The 15,828-nt window shown below is 64.1% G+C and carries 11 protein-coding genes and 3 pseudogenes; 6 read left to right on the top strand and 8 right to left on the bottom strand.

Annotated elements, in window-relative coordinates:
- Positions 1 to 47: 47 nt before the first annotated feature.
- From FBY31_RS01140 to FBY31_RS01160, 5 genes are all read right to left on the bottom strand, one after another.
- A complete protein-coding gene (locus FBY31_RS01140) occupies positions 48 to 974 on the bottom strand; it encodes an alpha/beta hydrolase (RefSeq protein WP_160142408.1) in 927 nt (308 codons plus the stop codon).
- A gap of 390 nt (positions 975 to 1,364) precedes the next feature.
- Positions 1,365 to 2,372, bottom strand: a complete 1,008-nt coding sequence (locus FBY31_RS01145; RefSeq protein ID WP_142035868.1) for an oligopeptide/dipeptide ABC transporter ATP-binding protein — start codon at positions 2,370 to 2,372, stop codon at positions 1,365 to 1,367.
- A complete protein-coding gene (locus FBY31_RS01150; RefSeq protein WP_142035871.1) occupies positions 2,369 to 4,498 on the bottom strand; it encodes a dipeptide/oligopeptide/nickel ABC transporter permease/ATP-binding protein in 2,130 nt (709 codons plus the stop codon). The genes FBY31_RS01145 and FBY31_RS01150 overlap by 4 nt, the downstream gene beginning before the upstream one ends.
- A complete protein-coding gene (locus FBY31_RS01155) occupies positions 4,495 to 5,448 on the bottom strand; it encodes an ABC transporter permease (protein ID WP_142035872.1) in 954 nt (317 codons plus the stop codon). The genes FBY31_RS01150 and FBY31_RS01155 overlap by 4 nt, the downstream gene beginning before the upstream one ends.
- Positions 5,449 to 5,510: 62 nt before the next feature.
- Positions 5,511 to 7,064: an ABC transporter substrate-binding protein gene (locus FBY31_RS01160; RefSeq protein ID WP_142035874.1), complete on the bottom strand. Its 1,554-nt coding sequence runs from the start codon at positions 7,062 to 7,064 to the stop codon at positions 5,511 to 5,513.
- A gap of 225 nt (positions 7,065 to 7,289) precedes the next feature.
- Between FBY31_RS01160 and FBY31_RS01165 the strand changes: the two genes are divergently transcribed.
- A complete protein-coding gene (locus FBY31_RS01165) occupies positions 7,290 to 8,576 on the top strand; it encodes a glycoside hydrolase family 1 protein (RefSeq protein WP_142035877.1) in 1,287 nt (428 codons plus the stop codon).
- Positions 8,577 to 8,672: 96 nt separating this feature from the next.
- On the opposite strand, the pseudogene FBY31_RS23700 reads toward FBY31_RS01165, so the two are convergent.
- Positions 8,673 to 8,780, bottom strand: a pseudogene (locus FBY31_RS23700) (hypothetical protein); the annotation flags it as partial.
- A 79-nt stretch (positions 8,781 to 8,859) separates the two neighbouring features.
- Between FBY31_RS23700 and FBY31_RS01175 the strand changes: the two are divergent.
- A complete protein-coding gene (locus FBY31_RS01175) occupies positions 8,860 to 10,020 on the top strand; it encodes a GDSL-type esterase/lipase family protein (RefSeq protein WP_160142410.1) in 1,161 nt (386 codons plus the stop codon).
- 90 nt (positions 10,021 to 10,110) lie between these two features.
- Positions 10,111 to 10,284 (top strand): annotated as a pseudogene (locus tag FBY31_RS23705) (LacI family DNA-binding transcriptional regulator); the annotation flags it as partial.
- Here the strand turns inward: FBY31_RS23705 and FBY31_RS23160 are convergent.
- Positions 10,285 to 10,734, bottom strand: a complete 450-nt coding sequence (locus FBY31_RS23160) for a hypothetical protein (protein ID WP_235013230.1) — start codon at positions 10,732 to 10,734, stop codon at positions 10,285 to 10,287. It lies immediately after the preceding pseudogene.
- A 12-nt stretch (positions 10,735 to 10,746) separates the two neighbouring features.
- On the opposite strand from FBY31_RS23160, the pseudogene FBY31_RS23165 reads away from it, so the two are divergent.
- The 3 genes and pseudogenes from FBY31_RS23165 to FBY31_RS01190 all read left to right on the top strand — a co-directional run.
- Positions 10,747 to 11,202: pseudogene (locus tag FBY31_RS23165) on the top strand (substrate-binding domain-containing protein); the annotation flags it as partial.
- Positions 11,203 to 11,772: 570 nt separating this feature from the next.
- Positions 11,773 to 12,765, top strand: a complete 993-nt coding sequence (locus FBY31_RS01185; RefSeq protein WP_142035887.1) for an alpha/beta hydrolase — start codon at positions 11,773 to 11,775, stop codon at positions 12,763 to 12,765.
- Positions 12,766 to 12,937: 172 nt separating this feature from the next.
- Positions 12,938 to 14,527, top strand: a complete 1,590-nt coding sequence (locus FBY31_RS01190; protein WP_142035890.1) for a glycoside hydrolase family 43 protein — start codon at positions 12,938 to 12,940, stop codon at positions 14,525 to 14,527.
- A 608-nt stretch (positions 14,528 to 15,135) separates the two neighbouring features.
- Here the strand turns inward: FBY31_RS01190 and FBY31_RS01195 are convergent.
- Positions 15,136 to 15,732 (bottom strand): TetR/AcrR family transcriptional regulator, encoded by a 597-nt coding sequence (locus FBY31_RS01195; RefSeq protein WP_142035893.1) that lies wholly within the window; start codon positions 15,730 to 15,732, stop codon positions 15,136 to 15,138.
- Positions 15,733 to 15,828 lie beyond the last annotated feature (96 nt).

The following is a 15,828-nucleotide window of genomic DNA, read 5'->3' on the forward strand; positions in this document are numbered from 1 at the left end:
CAGGCGTTTACCAAGATGTTTGAAGGCTCTCCAGCCGGTGTCGGTCTTTACACCTGGTCTCGAAGACGCTTGGCCATTCGGTCCATGGAAGCCTTCGCAGGGCCATGCCCGATGTTGTTGAGATGGCCATGGATGACGCCGTAGGTAGTGACCTGCTCAACGTGAACTCCTGCGGCCCGGAGCTTGTCAGCAAATGCTTCACCGCTGCTACGCAGGTCGTCGAATTCGGCGTTGTCGATGAAGGTCCGCGGGTAACCGGCAAGGCTGTCGGAGGTGCCCGGAAAAGCATATGCCGGGACATCGTCACGTTCCCCGAGATAGCTGGTCACCAACGGAGTGAGGACTTCTGGCGGGAAGAGAAAGAGGGAGGGGGTGGAAGCAATCGCTCCTGCCAGTTCCTCTGACGGTTGGGGCAGTTCGGGATGGACGACAGGGTACGACAGAAGGACTTGAGAGGGGGCTTCTCCCTCGTCACGCAAGTTGAGCGCTGCTCCGGCAGCGAGGTTTGCCCCGGCGCTGGCGCCGCCAATTGCTATCCGGTCCTTATCGACTCCAAGCTGGCCACTGACTTCTCTGACCCAGCGGTACGCAGCCATCACATCAGTGTGCGGGATAGGGAAATGGACGGCAGGGACACCCTCGGTAGTTGTCGTGGATTCTCCGGTCACGGCTGGCCCAAAACCCTGTGGAACCGGGCAGAGGCGATAGTCCACGGAGACCACTACTGCGTTCGCTCTGCCGGCGATTCCCCGGGACACCTCATGCGCTTCGGCCATGTCCAAATCGCCGAAGGCCCAGCCTCCGCCATGGCACCAAATTAGACACGGCCTTCCCTCCGAGCCCTTGGAGGGGTTGTAGACCCGAACCGGGACCGTTCCGTAAGGCCCTTCAATTTCACGATCCTCGATAGACAGGTCCCACTCCTCGGGAGGGCCGTAAGGGGCGCCCCACTTCTGTCCAATCTCGGGTGTCATGTCTTCCCACCCTCCGAGGCCATCCAGCAGGTATCGACGTGCTTCCATTTCGGGAACCAATCTGCGTTCAGTCGATTCAAATTGAGTACCAGTCATTGCGTGTGGTCTTCCTTCATTCGTTAGGTTCCGGGTGATTCCCAGAAATCCGTACAAGATGCCGCGACCTTCCAGACTCATTAGGGTTAGGGCGGCGTACTGCATGATGAGGCAGGGCTCCGTCTGCTTCCGGCTTGGCATGTTGCCAGCGTCCACGACGGGTACCGGCGCCGGTTCAGCCACTGATCAAGGGGCAATGCCCGCAAGGAACCACAACGGCTGGCCAGAAACCCCTCCTCGAACTCGATAAGGCGCGCTTGCCGACTCGCTTACGCGGTTGATGACGAAATTCTGTCAGGCGTAGTGGCAGGCCACTTCGGAAGGGCCGACCCGCCGGAGTGCGGGCCGCTCGGCGGCGCAGAGGTCGGTGGCCAGCGGGCAGCGAAGGCGGAAAGGGCAGCCACCGGGGCCGGGGGTGGCTGCTGCTCCCGTGCGGACGCCGAGGGACTCCCGGGCTTGTCTGCGCGCCGCCTGCTCGGCAGGCCGCGGCACCGGGGATGCTGCGACGAGGGCCTGGGTGAAGGGGTGCTTGGGGTTCTCGGTGACGGCGGCGGCGGGGCCGCTTTCCATCACCTGCCCCCGGTAGAGCACCACCACACGCTGGGCCAGGAACTGGACGACGGCGATGTCGTGGGCGATAAACAGGTAGCCCAGGTTCCGCTCGTCCCGCAGGTCGGCCAGGAGGTTCAGCACCTGCGCCTGGGTGGAGAGGTCCAGGGCGCTCACGGCTTCGTCGCAGACCACCAGTTTAGGGTCGCAGATGAGGGCGCGGGCCACGGAGATCCGCTGGCGCTGGCCGCCGGAGAACTGGCCCGGGTACCGGTCCACGGCTTCGCGGGGCAGGCCCACGCGTTCCAGCATGTCCTCGGCCTTGGTGCGCGCCTCCGCCGCGGACACGCCGCGGAGCCGGAGGGGTTCTGCCAGGGATGATCCTATGGTGTTGCGGGGGTTCAGCGAGGAGTTGGGGTCCTGGAAGACGGCCCGCAGTTCCCCGCCCAAAGCCCTGCGCTGGGATGCGCCGGCGGCAGTGATGTCCTTGCCCTGATAGGTGATGGTGCCGCCGGAGACTTTCTGCAGGCCCAGGATCGCCTTGCCGATGGTGGACTTTCCGGAGCCGGACTCCCCCACCAGGCCCACGATCTCGCCCGGTGCAATGCTGAAGCTGACACCGTCGACGGCGGCGGGAGCGGCGGCTGCCTTGCGGCCGCGTCCGTAGCGGACCACCAGGTCCTTGACCTCCAGCAGGGGCTGGGCGGCTGCGGGCGATGCCGGTTCCGGACGGATTGAGGTTGCGGTGCTCATGCGGGATCCTTCTCAGCAGTTTGAGGTTCGACATCAGCGGTCCTGGATTCGGCGGGTCTTGCTTCGACGAGGTCCAGGACGCGGGAGGCTGGTACGTCCGTGGCCAGCCAGTCCATGCCCTCAACGGCCAGCTGGTCCGCTTTGACGCACCGCACCAGCCCTTCCCCGGTGCCGGAGCGCAGCAGCGGAACGGGTTCCAGGCAGGCGGAGCCGGCGAACTGGCAGCGGGCGGCGAAACGGCACCCCGACGGCCAGTCCTTGGGCTGCGGCACCTGTCCGCTGATGGTAGCCAGCCGTTCCGGCATGTGGTCTGCATGGTTGGCGTGCGGGTCGGCGGCCAGGAGGGCCAGGGTGTACGGGTGGCGCGGGTTGTCCAGGACGGCGTAGGTTTTGCCGTTCTCCACTACCTGACCGGCGTACATGACGGCCACCTGGTCGCAGATGTCCGCCACCACGCCGAGGTCGTGGGTCACTATCAACACGGACATGCCGGTTTCCTTCACCAGGGTCCGCAGCAGGGACAGGATTTCGGCCTGAACCGTGACGTCCAGGGCGGTGGTGGGTTCGTCCGCCACCAGCAGTTTCGGTTGTCCGGAGAGCGCCAGGGCAATGGCCACGCGCTGGGCCATGCCGCCGCTGATCTGGTGGGGGTAGGTCTTCAGGATCCGGGCGGCGTCGACGATGCCCACCTTTTCCAGCAGGCCCAGGGCTTCGGCCTTCGCCTCGGCCCTGCCCATGCCACGGAGCCGGCGGATGGCCGCGGTGAGCTGGTAGCCCACGGTGAACATCGGGTCCAGGGCCCGCATTGGTTCCTGGCTGATCAGCGCGATTTGCCGCCCGCGGACGGCTTCCATGTCCTTCTCGGTGGCCGCGGCCAGGTTCCTGCCGTTCCATAGGATCTGGCCGCCGGTCACGGACACGCCGGACGGCAGCAGCCCGAGCAGGGACAACGCGGTCATGGTCTTTCCGCAGCCGGATTCCCCCACCAGGCCCAGGACGGTGCCGGGTTCGACGTCGAACGAGACATCGGTGACCAGGCGGACCCCCTTGCCCGCACCTACAGGGTCCACGCCGACCGAGAGGTTGCGGACGGTGAGCATCCCCGTCGCGGCGCCATCCTCATTAACAGGAGCCGGGGCGGCTGCGGCAATGGCGGCGACTGCTTTGGCGCGCTGCCGCCGGGCCGCGGCGGAGGGCAGGTGCGGGGCCGCGGCATTGGGAGCCTTGCCGAGGGCGTTGCCGATGGCGTTGGCTGCGAGGACCGTCAACGCCAGGACGGCACCGGTGGGCACCATGAGCCAGGGGGCGTCGTAGACGTGTTGGGAGGCGCCCTGGATCATGCCGCCCCAGCTGGGCTGCGGGATGGGGGGCCCGAAGCCGATGAACGCCAGGCCGGCCTGGATGAGCATTCCCACGGCGAAGATGAGCGCGGCCTGCACCACGATGGTGTTGGCCAGCCCGGGCAGGACGTGGCGGAGGCTGATCCCCAGCGGGCTGACGCCGTCCACCTTTGCCGCGTCCACGTAGAGCTGGGACTGCAGGGACTTGGCCTGCCCCAGGATCACCCGGTAGATGCCGGCGGACATCAGAATGCCCAGGATGGCCATGACCACCGGGATGTTCGTTCCGACTGCGCCGATGACGGCCAGGATGATCACGGTTCCCGGCAGGGACATCATGATCTCGGTGACCCTGCTGATCACGGCTTCGGTCCGTTCGCCGGCACCGGCGGCAAGCATGGCCAGGATGGTGCCAAGTCCGACGCCGACAATCACCGTAAGCATCGACGTCCCCAGGGTGCCGGCCGCGGCAGCGAAGATGCGGCTGAGGATGTCCCGGCCCAGTTCGTCGGTGCCCAGCCAGTGGGCGGCGGTGGGGCCGGAGAGGACCGCCGTAAAGTCCTGGTCCTCGGTCTTGAACGGAAGCCACAGCGGGGAGGTCAGTGACGCAATGACAATGGCCGCGAGCCAGATGAGTCCGGCCACGGCGCCCGGCGAGGTCAACAGCCGGTGCCGGGAAAACCTGGTGATGGTGGCCTTGCCGGCGTTGCGCACGGGCGCTGCTCCCGGCGTCGTACTTCCCGCCTGGTCCGCATCCGCGGGGGCCGGGGCAACTGTGGGGATCATGAGACACGCAACTTCGGGTCGAGGAACTTGGTGGCCAGCTCCAGCACCAGGTTGACCGCAACCACCACCACGGTGGCGATCACCACCACACCCTGGACGGCGGGGGCATCGTGGGTGCTGACGGAGGTCTGGACGGCCTGGCCCAGGCCGGGCATGGCGAACAGCTGCTCCGCGATGACGGAGCCGCCGAACAGGCCGATGAACTGCAGCGCGATGCCGGCCACAATGGGCAGGCTGGCGTAGCGCAGGGCGTGGACGTAGAGGATTTTCCAGGTGGGGGTTGCCGTGGCGCGCAGCGTGCGGATGTGTTCCTGCTGCAGGGCTTCGAGCATGGACGCCCTGGTCTGGCGGGCGATGAACGCCGCACCGCCGACGGCCAGGGTGATCACCGGCAGCGCCAGGGACAGGGCCCAGTCCTGCGGCGAGACCTCGAACGGCACGTAGCCGGTGGCCGGGAAGACGGAAGACTGGACCGCGAACAGGTAGACGAAGAGGACGCCCACCCAGAACGCCGGCAGGGCAACGAGGAGGCCGACGAAGCCGCCGATCACCTGGTCCAGGAGGCCGCCGCGGACGGCGGCGGTGACGCCCAGGGCAATGCCAAGGACCGCGCTGAGGACGGTGGCGCCGGCAGCAAGCGAGGCAGTGACCGGCAGGCGGCTGGCAAGGTCGGCGCTGACCGACCGGCCATCGATGAGCGAGATGCCCAGGTCGCCCTGGACCGCCGAACCAAGCCAGGTGAAGAACTGCGTCAGCAGTGGGTCGTTCCAGCCCAGCCTCTGGTTGACCTCATCGATGGCTTCCTGGGAGGCGCCGGAGCCGAGGGACACGGCCCCCGGGCTGCCGGGCATTGCGTGGACCAGCAGGAATGCCAGTACTGCAACCACCAGCACGGTGGCCAGCGCCATCAGCAGGCGCTTGGTGATGAAAAGTGCCATGGTGACCTCCATCGGTCAGGCCCCGCCGGGCGGGCCCTCCTGTGTGGGGAGTGCCCGCCCGGCAGGTCCGGGTATTAGCTGGCCGGCTTGTAGGACGAGAGGAGCGGGTAGGCATTGGTGCCGGCAAACTCCACCGGGGCCACCTTCTTGGTGTTGTAGCCCTGGTTGGTCAGGGCTTCGTAGATCGGGATCATCCAGCCGGATTCCACGAGGCGCTTGTTGAGTTTGGTGAGAGCAATTTTCCGGGCGTTGTCGTCCTTGGCTGCGGCAACCTCGGCAGTGGCGGCGCTCAACTGCTCGTCGGTAGCTTTCTGGACGTTGGTGAAGCCGTTGAGGATTGTTCCGTACATCACGCCCGCGGGATTGTCCCAGTTCAGCGGGGGATATCCCATGGGTGTGGTGGCGACGGAGGCGAAGAGTTCATCGGTGGAGGCGGGAACCTTGATGTTCATGGTGATGCCGACCGCGGCGAGGTCCTTCTGGATGACCGGCAGATCGGTGATGGCCGCTGCGCCGACCATCGTGAATTCGAAGCCGTTCGGGTACCCGGCCTCCGCCAGCAGGGCCTTGGCCTTTTCAGGGTTGTAGGCATATTCGGTTTCCAGGTCCGTGGTGAAGCCCGGCGAGTCCTTCGGCAGGGCGTTCCAGGCGGGAGTGTCACCCTTGTGGAGTGCGTCCACCAAGGCCTTACGGTCGATGGCGTAATTGAAGGCGCGACGAACCTTTTCCTCCGCGAACGCGGGGGAGGTCTTGCCGATCTTGTCGAAGGAGATCAACGTGTTGACCGTGCCGCCAATCCGTGAGACACCGGCGCCCTTGGACTTGGCGAAGTCCACCGTGGAGGACATGAGCTGGGCGACGTCGGCCTGACCGGACACCAGCGCATTGGCACGCGCCTGCGGGTCAGTGACCACACTGAAGATCACCTTGTCGAAGGCGTACTTCGAGGCTTCGGGGCTCTTTTCGTTCTTCACCATCACGTACTTGTTGCCCTTCACGGTGGAAGGATCCAGGGTGTAGGGGCCGGAGCCGTCCGGGGTCGCGGCAAGGCTCGCGGTGTCCGCGGCGCCGTTCTTGCCCACGATCATGCCCGTGGTGGAGGCCAGGTTCTGCTCGAACCCCGGCTGCGGCTTGGCGAAGGTCAAGGCCACCTGGGTGGGGCTGACCACGTCAACCGACGTGATCTCCTGCGCCCCGCCCTTGGCAATCGCTGAGTATCCAGTCAGCGCAGGATCGGACCGGCGGTCCAGGTTGGCCTTAACCAGGCCGGCGTCGAGCTTCGACCCATCGGTGAACGTGACACCGTCCTTGAGGGTCAGCGTCAGGACCGTGTTGTCCGCGTTGTACGTGAAGGCTGTGGCCAGGCCCGGACCCACAGAGCCGTCCGGCTGAAGCGTCATCAGGCTCTCGTAGAGGCCCTCGAAGAACGGGCGGGTCGACGACCCGCCGCGCAACGGGTCGTAACCGAACGACGCCGAGTCGAACTCGACTGCAAGGGTCAGGGCACGGGTGTCCGCCTTCGCAGTCGTAGGAGCCGAACTACCGCCACAGGCGGTCAAAGATCCCAGCAGGAGCGCTCCGGCCAGAACGGCGGAGCTCCCACGGGCAGTGGCGTTCAGAAGTTTCATGTAGTGCGCCTTTGCATTCTGATGTGACAACGGAGGGAAACAGTTGGAGGGGCTGGCAGCTCGCCAACTCCCATCAAGCATTTACCGGTAACAGTTACCGGTCACATCAGAATGTCATTGATTGAAAAGGTATCGTGGCGCCGGTCGCGTGATGGGACAGGATGGGAAGTCAGGGCAGCGAAGCCCTCGTGCGCCGATGTAGGGCGTAGAACCGAGAGGAACCATATGACCGTCACGTCACCCTTTCCCCAGGACTTCCTCTGGGGCGTCGCCAGCGCCGGGCACCAAGTGGAGGGGAACAACGTGAACAGCGACGTCTGGTTCCTCGAGCACCTGCCCGGCACCCTGTTCTCGGAGCCGTCCGGGGATGCCGTGGACCACTACCACCGCTACCGCGAGGACATCGCCCTGATCGCAAGCCTCGGGTTCACGAGTTACCGCTTCTCGCTCGAATGGGCGCGCATCGAGCCGGAGGAAGGGCTCTTCTCACAGGCCGAACTGAACCATTACCGGCGGGTCCTGGAGGCCTGCCACGAGCACGGTCTCACCCCGGTAGTCACGTTCCACCACTTCACCTCGCCCCTCTGGCTCCTCGCCCAGGGAGGCTGGGAGGGACCTCGGACGGCTGAGCTTTTTGCCCGCTACTGCGACCGGGTGATGGCGCACCTCGGTGAACTGATCGGCGTCGCCTGCACTCTGAACGAACCAAACCTGCCGTTCCTGCTCGTGGAACTCGGGGTTCCGGGCGGCTCCAAAGAGTCACGGGCGGACCTCCCCATGTTCGCGGCCGCCGCGGAGCGGCTGGACCTGGATCCAACCCAAGTGGCACCATTCCAATTCGCCGCGACCGCGGAGTCCTACGACGTGCGCCTGGATGCCCACCACGCCGGCCGCGATGCCATCAAAGCCCGCCGGCCCGACCTTCCAGTGGGATGGACCCTCGCAAACACGGACATCCAGTTCGTTGAGGGCGGCCAGGAGCGTGCCGACAGGGTACGCCGGAACGTAAACGAACGCTTCCTGGAAGCCTCGCGCGGCGACGATTTCGTCGGGATCCAAACCTATGGCCGTACCATATTCAGCGCCGACGGCCTGGCACCAGCACCCGCCGGGGCCAACCTCAACCAATCCGGCGAGGAGATCTACCCCCAAGGCCTCGAAGCCACCATCCGGGAAGCCCACCGGATAGCCGGCATTCCGGTGATCGTCACCGAAAACGGACTCGCCACCGAGGACGACACCGAACGGGTGGAGTACCTGCGCGCTGCCGTGGACTGTGTGGCTTCATGCCTGGCGGACGGCATCGACGTCCGGGGTTACATCGCCTGGACGGCCTTCGACAACTTTGAATGGATCTTCGGCTACCGGCCCAAATTCGGCCTCATCGCCGTCGACCGCACCACCCAGGAGCGCACGCCGAAGGAAAGCGCCCACTGGCTGGGCCGTAAGGCGCAGGAACACGCTTTGGGCGCCAACCTTGCCATGCAGGCCAACACCGTCCAACCTGCCTGACGCCGTCGTCGCCGGCGCTGCCGTCGGACCCCGCAAGGGCCGACGGCGGCACTCCTCCCGTGCATGGGAAGCGGCACCGAGGTCAACCAGACGGAATGCTGTAGCCACCGGCAAATCTGCATGACGAGCCACCTCTGACAAGGTGAGGGCGCGCGGACGGCTTCCTGGCTGCCCACGAGCGTGAGGAGCAGCTAGTACTAGCACTTCGCCTGCTTGTCAGTACATGAAATCAGTGAGGGCACCCGCCCTGGAAACTTGAAGGAATTTGACGATGACATCATTCTTGACCGATCTGGACTTTGCTGCGGGGGAGGGCTTCGCTCTGATCCGGGACGCGGTCTGCGGGGCCTTGCAGGTAGAGGCTGTGGAAAATGGGATCAGCATCTCTCGTCTTCCCGGTTGGACGCGCGCGCAGTACGGTGAGGACCCGCTGATCGGGCGAGCATCCTCCGAAACTTCTGGAGTCCGACTGGTCTTTATGTCCAGTGCCAGTTGGATCGAATTGGAAATGACATTTACCCGGGTCTCGGCGGAGTGGCTCGGGTTCCCCGCCCGGCCCGCGGTGGTTAGTCTCACGACCGGAGGCGGGCACGAGGAGAGTGCCTTCTTCGAAGAGGGCAATCTCCAGGAAATCCGACCTGATCAGCCCCCTGCAATGGTCCCCGGTTCGCCGACCCGCGTGCGCTTCGAACTACCTCCGGTTGACGGTGATCAGACTGTCGAGATCTGGCTGCCGCATAACTCCAGTATCCAGCTGCACCGGCTGCGTGCCGATTCCGGGCTGCGGCCGGGACCGCAGACCGGTCCGCGCTGGATCCACTATGGGAGCTCCATCAGTCAGGCATCCGAGGCCGAGACACCTCTGGGCGTCTGGTCGGTCATCGCCGCGCGTGCACTGGGTCTCGATCTGCTCAACCTCGGATTGGCCGGTTCGGCACAGCTTGATCCCTTCGCTGCCAGGTCCATCAGGGACGAGCCGGCCGCGCTCATCACGCTCAAACTCGGAATCAATGTCGTCAATGGCGCGACCTTTCGGAAGCGCACCTTTGAGCCGGCCGTGCACGGCTTCCTGGATACCATCCGTGAGGGGAAGCCAGAAACCCCAATCGTCGTCATCGCACCCATCTTCTGCCCCGCGCACGAGGAAACCCCCGGACCGACGCTGGTGGAAAACGCGACCGCTCGTGGAAGCGATATTCCCCGCCGCCCCAACGATGGGCAGTTGACACTGGTGGAGATCCGCAAAATTCTTGCTTCCATCGTCGAGGCGAGGTCCGCCAATGACCCCAACCTCTATTTCCTGGACGGGCTCCGCCTGTTCGGCAGTGACGACGCCCAGTACCTGCCGGATGATCTGCACCCGAATGCCGCGGGATACGAACTCATGGGCAAACGCTTCACGGCGATTGCCCGCTCTGAACCATGGCTCCCGGCTTCTACCTAATCACCGAGCTCTGGCTGGCAGCCTGCACTGACTCTGCCAGCCAGAGCTAAGATCCCCGGGGTGGAGTGCAGGAGTGCCGATGTCCTGATCATGGCAACGACTCTGCGGGACGAGACTACGATCCGGTTAGGAATTCACCAGAAGGGATGCATTACGTTGGCCTTGGAAAATGGTTCTGAGCGAGCCCCAACAATTTACGATGTCGCGAAACACGCAGGCGTGTCACACCAGACTGTCTCGCGGCTTCTCAAGGGTCAGACCGTCTCACCGGCGTTCAAGCTGCGGGTCGATCAGGCTTTGGCGGACTTGAACTATCGGCCAAACCTTGCTGCCCGAAGCCTTGCTACCCGTCGCAGCAATCGAATCGCGACATTGATCTATGAGATCGGTGAACTCGGCCCGGTCAAGAGCTTGCAGAGTGCCAGTACCGCGGCGCGGAGGGCGGGCTATGTCCTTGACATCGTCCAGTTGGACCCCTCGGACAGCGGTTCTCTCACCGAGACCATCACCATTCTGAATCAGCTCGATGTCGCCGGAATCCTTGCCTTCGCTCCCAACGACCAAACGAGGGCACAGCTGGCATCGACAGAGTTTCGGGTTCCACTCTACGTCGAGAGCGAAATTGACGAAGGCGATCTTCAGCAAGGCCATCGCCCCAACTTCAACGCGATCGGGGCCGAGCTGGCCATGAATCATCTCCTCGATCTCGGTCATCGATCCATCGCACACATTTCAGGACCTCTCGATTGGCCTTCCGCACGTCTCCGGGCACGTTCGTACCAGCACAGCGCAACAACTCATCAACTTCCGGAACACCCGGTCTTCGAAGGAGACTGGTCAGCCGAGTCGGGTTACCGCCGAACCCTTGAGATTCTTGACCTCGACCACAGCATCACCGCGATATTCACCGCAAGCGATCACATGGCCTTGGGGGCTCTGCACGCCCTGGCCGAGCGGGGCGTTGCCGTTCCCGGGGACGTCAGCGTTGTGAGTATGGACGACGCTCCAGAAGCGAAATTCTATAACCCGTCACTCTCGACAGTCCCCATGCACTTCGACATCCAAGGCCAGTACGCCTTCGAGGCGATACTCGCCCGGATCCAGGGGAACGACGTTGCCGCGAAACCCGACTACGTCCACACCGAACTCATCCAACGAGATTCAACCGGGCCCGCCCACTAGGGCCCCAAAAGACCTTTTCCGCCCTTAGAGGCCGCACGATTACCAATGGACGTACCTCGATGACGCACCGGCATTCGTCGGGCCGTTCCAGCGGAGTTGGAGCTTCGTTCGCGCGTGGTCCCAATTCTATTTCAACCAATGAAATTGGGCTGTGGGTGATTGCCCGCCGGAAAGGAAGCTGGAACTCCGGTACACACTCAGGAGTTCCTACATGCCGCGCCCGTTTATACGCCCATGCCGAGGACGCGTTCCTGACCCCGCAGACGCCGTGCCGATTGGGGCGGTACTCCGCCCGCCGCTGGAGCCACGCAGCCGGTTTCAGTGGCAAGTTCGGGAGTGGAACGTTGCCGCGGACGGCACGGAAACGGCATGCGTGGTCCGAACGGATGCCTGTGGAGCTGAGACTTCTCCACCCTGCGGACTGGACGACGCACCCATTGCATCTACGAGCTGTTCTCAACGGCGCGCGGGTAGGCGACCAGCAGGAGAAACTCTGCTTTCCAAGCATCAAAATTGATGTCCCGTTCAGCGGCGGAATAGCCGCCAATCCCATCTACTGAGGAGGGCACCATGAGTGTCAACGAAGCCACCGAAATCTACGAAACCGGCCGCCTGGATCCTGCAGCCCCGGGCAGTGTGGACCTCCCGTCGTTCCCCGTCTTCGATGCCCCGGGGGTTCCGGAGAACGTCTCGGTTGTCTCCGGGGTGCACCGCGAAGTCACTTACGCCCGCGCCATCGGTTTCCGGCCCCTCAAAATGGACATCTGGCTTCCACTCGGGGCCAGCGATCCCGTGCCGCTGGTGGTCTGGGTCCACGGCGGCGGCTTCCAACTCGGAGACCGCCGCGAGCTGCCCTCCAGCTTCGCACCCGACTCGGTGTTCCGCGTCCTCAACGAGGCCGGGATCGCTTGCGCAACCGTTGATTACCGTCATTGCCTGGAGGCCCCGTTCCCGGCACAGCTGCATGACCTGAAGGCGGCGGTGCGGTACCTTCGGGAATTCGCCGGGGACCTCGGGGTCGATCCGGACCGGTTCGGAGCGTGGGGCGAATCCGCCGGCGGCCACCTCGCGGCAATGCTGGGGCTCACCGGCGGCCGGGAGGACCTGGACGGCGGCCTGGGCGCGCAGGGGCATCCAAGCGGCATCAGCGCGGTGGTCGATTTCTACGGCGTCTCCTCACTGGTCGATATCCCGTCCACAGGCACTCCCGCCGCTTTGTTTCCGCCGGCTTTGACCGCCGCCATTCCGGCCGGGATGCCCCTGCAGCCCGGGCATATGCTGGTGGGCGGTTCGCACGATCCCGTGCTCTTGGCCGCGGCGAGCCCGGTCAGTTACGTGACCGCAGCGGCGCCGCCGTTCCTGCTGATCCACGGCGACAGTGACGGTCTGGTTCCGCATGCGCAGACCGACCTCCTTGCAGCCGCACTTGCGGACGCCGGAGTGGCGCATGAGGTAGTGACCGTCGAGGGCGGGGACCACTGCTTTTTCGGCGCGGAGGACCAGATCGACGCCATCCTTGCCGCCGCGGTCTCGTTCTTCTCCCAGACGCTGGGCCGCCCATGACCTTCGGGCCGCAGGGCCCGCAGCTCCTTCCCACGACGGGGCGCCGGCCGCCGCGGGCTTCGCCCAGTACCCTCTCGGCCCGGGAAGCCCGCAAACCCTGCGCCATGAAAAGTTCCACTGGATTGAAATCAGCGGCGCAGCACCACTTTTTAAAGACCAACTAGGAATGAACATGAGCAACACTAGGAACGCATCACCGCAGACCGCTGCGGTCCGTGATCGGCGGGAACCCTCTGTGACTCTCGCGACTGCTGTTAACGCTGAGGAAGAACCCGAGTGGACGGTTCCGGCGAGCACGAACCCGATTCTTCCGGGATTCTATCCGGACCCGAGCATCTGCCGGGTGGATGATGTGTACTACCTTGCCAATTCGAGTTTCGAGTACTTCCCGGGCGTGCCGTTATGGAAGAGCGAGGATCTCGTCACGTGGACGCAGCTCGGCAACATCCTCGAGCGGCCCGCGCAAATGCCCCAGGGGCCTGTTCCTGGCAGCGCTGGCATTTACGCGCCGACGCTCCGCCATCACGACGGGCGGTTCTGGCTCATCACTACCAACACCAGCGCATTCCGCAATGAGCAGATCATTCTCACGGCCAGCGACTCGACAGGGCCCTGGTCTGACCCGGTCATCACCAGTGGAGTGGTCGGGATTGATCCAGATCTGGCGTGGGATGGCGACGATTGTTTCGTTACTTGGGCAGCCCGGGACGAAGCAAACGGCAGTCGGATCGTCCAGGCCCGGATCAATACTGCGACGGGCGAAGCGTTGGAAGAACCACGCCCGCTATGGAGTGGCTCCGGAATGAAATACCCGGAGGCGCCCCATCTGTATCAGCGCGGCGATTGGTGGTATCTCCTGATCGCGGAGGGCGGGACCGAGACTGGGCATGCCGTCAGCATTGCCCGGTCCAAGCGTCCGGAGGGCCCCTTTCAGCCCGCTCCCGGGAACCCGGTTCTCTCGCACAGAAGCACCATCCACCCCGTACAGAACACCGGGCACGCTGACCTCGTCGAATGCCCGGACGGCACCTGGGCCATGGTCTACCTCGCCGTGCGCCCCCGAGGGAGCAACCCATTTCACGTCAATGGCCGTGAGACCTTCATCGCCGGCGTCACCTGGGTCGATGACTGGCCCGTGGTCGATAATGATGCCTTTACTGTGCCTGCGATCGATACCTCGTTTGCCGACGTGTTCGATGCCCCGACCCTCCACCCACGCTGGCTCTCTCCAGGCGACTATCCGGACCGGTTTACTGAACGCGATGCGCGCCCTGGGGTACTGATCCCTGCCGCTGCCCCCGGGGGCAGCCCGCGGTTGCTCAGCTACCGGACCCGCGACGCGCATTGGACCAGCAGCATCACGATCGATGTCAGTTCAGGCGACGGAAGATTCATTGTTCGCATGGACGACAACAACTGGTTCGGGCTCGAGGTCACGACCGGACACCGGTGCGCGGCTGTCGCAGCACTATGCGGCACCCGTGTCGAGCTGGGATGGCTGCCCCGGGTTCCGACTGACCCGATAGAACTGCTGCTCGAGTCCGTCCCATCGCGCACCGGTCCCATCCGATCGCTAACCGGGCCTGACACCCTGCGCGCAAGCATAGTCCTCCCGGAAGGTCCGGTGCTGCTCGGAGAACTCGACGGCCGGTACCTTTCCACAGAAGTCGCCGGCGGGTTCACGGGTCGAGTCGTTGGGGTCCAGGCTACCGATGGAACAATTCGCCTACACCACGTCGGCTACGCGCCAACCTCGTCCTAACCAGTGATCCCTGACCGGAGGTTGTGGGAAAAGACCCGCACCCTGCGGTCAGGGACAACCCTGCGCGGCACTCCCGACCTATCAGAATTGTCGCGGTTGTGGCGGTGGCAGTCTCATTTTCCAACGTCAAGACCAAGAGCTGTCAGTTTGGGGTGTGCTCTAACTAAACGAACACCACGATACGTTCAGGAAGATCAAAAAGACCCAAACATTTGAGAGCCGCGGAAGGTGGGTCGCAGATGGCTCCCGGATGGACTTGGGGCAGAGTTTCCAACGGCAGGGCGGGCTTCACGCTCAACTGAAGCCCCCATCACGGGCATCAATCATGCGCGGCCGATGCCGCCGTCCGTCCAAATCCGGAAGCAGGTCTATCAGGCATTACCTCACGCACGGTGTCGACCCGGACTTTAATGCCCACCGGAAACGTAGTCTGTTAGTAGTTCTGACGATCTACAGATCCCGGTTCAAGCTTGCAGGGACGGAAGACGCCTTCGCGGTAAACCTCGCCGGTATTGACGTTAACGGAAGGCCGAGCATTCTCCGCACTATCTTCGTGCCTTTGCTGTGGATTGAAGTCCGCGCAGGAAGGGGATCGGATAAGAATAAACTCACTCCAGCTGGAGGACTGCAAGGGCCCGACGAAGGTAGGGGACCGGGTCGGGGTCCTCACTGGCCGCCCAATGAAGCCAGGCCTCAAAAGACGCACCGATGAGGGCTGCGCACAGGAATCGGGCTGTTTCCTCCGAGATGCCCCGCTTGATGAGGTAGGACGCGGTCTGCTCTCGCCGGGAGCCCAAGAAGTCATAGCTTCGGCCCATCAGGTCAGGGTGTTCGGCGATTAGCCGCAGCCGCCCGCGGGTCACTGACAGATCCCGGAGGACTGCCACACCGGCAATCACAGCTTGTCGGAGGGCGTCCAGGATCTCGCTTGGAGACCTGGACTCAGCGGGCGTTGATTCAAGTTCACGTTCTGACGCCTCTATTACCGGCCCCATGCCACCCCACACCAGGTCCGCTTTATTGGCGAAGTGGCGGTAGAGGCTCTTGCGGCCAACATTTGCCGCTCGGGCAATATCATCCATTGAGGTTTGCTCGTAACCGCGCTCAGCAAACATCTCCAGGGCAAGTGCGGCAATCGCATCAGGATCGATGCTGACAGGACGCCCCGACTTGGGGGCGGCGGTAATCAGGTGATCCGAAGACATCCCACCAGTATTCACCCTTCTATTATGACACAGTGCGTCATAATAGAAGGGCGGACTCAGCCTGAAGGACCAGCTCTTCGCTCTTCTTCCCGGGCA

This window comes from Arthrobacter sp. SLBN-100 (genome assembly GCF_006715305.1).
Taxonomy (GTDB): domain Bacteria; phylum Actinomycetota; class Actinomycetes; order Actinomycetales; family Micrococcaceae; genus Arthrobacter.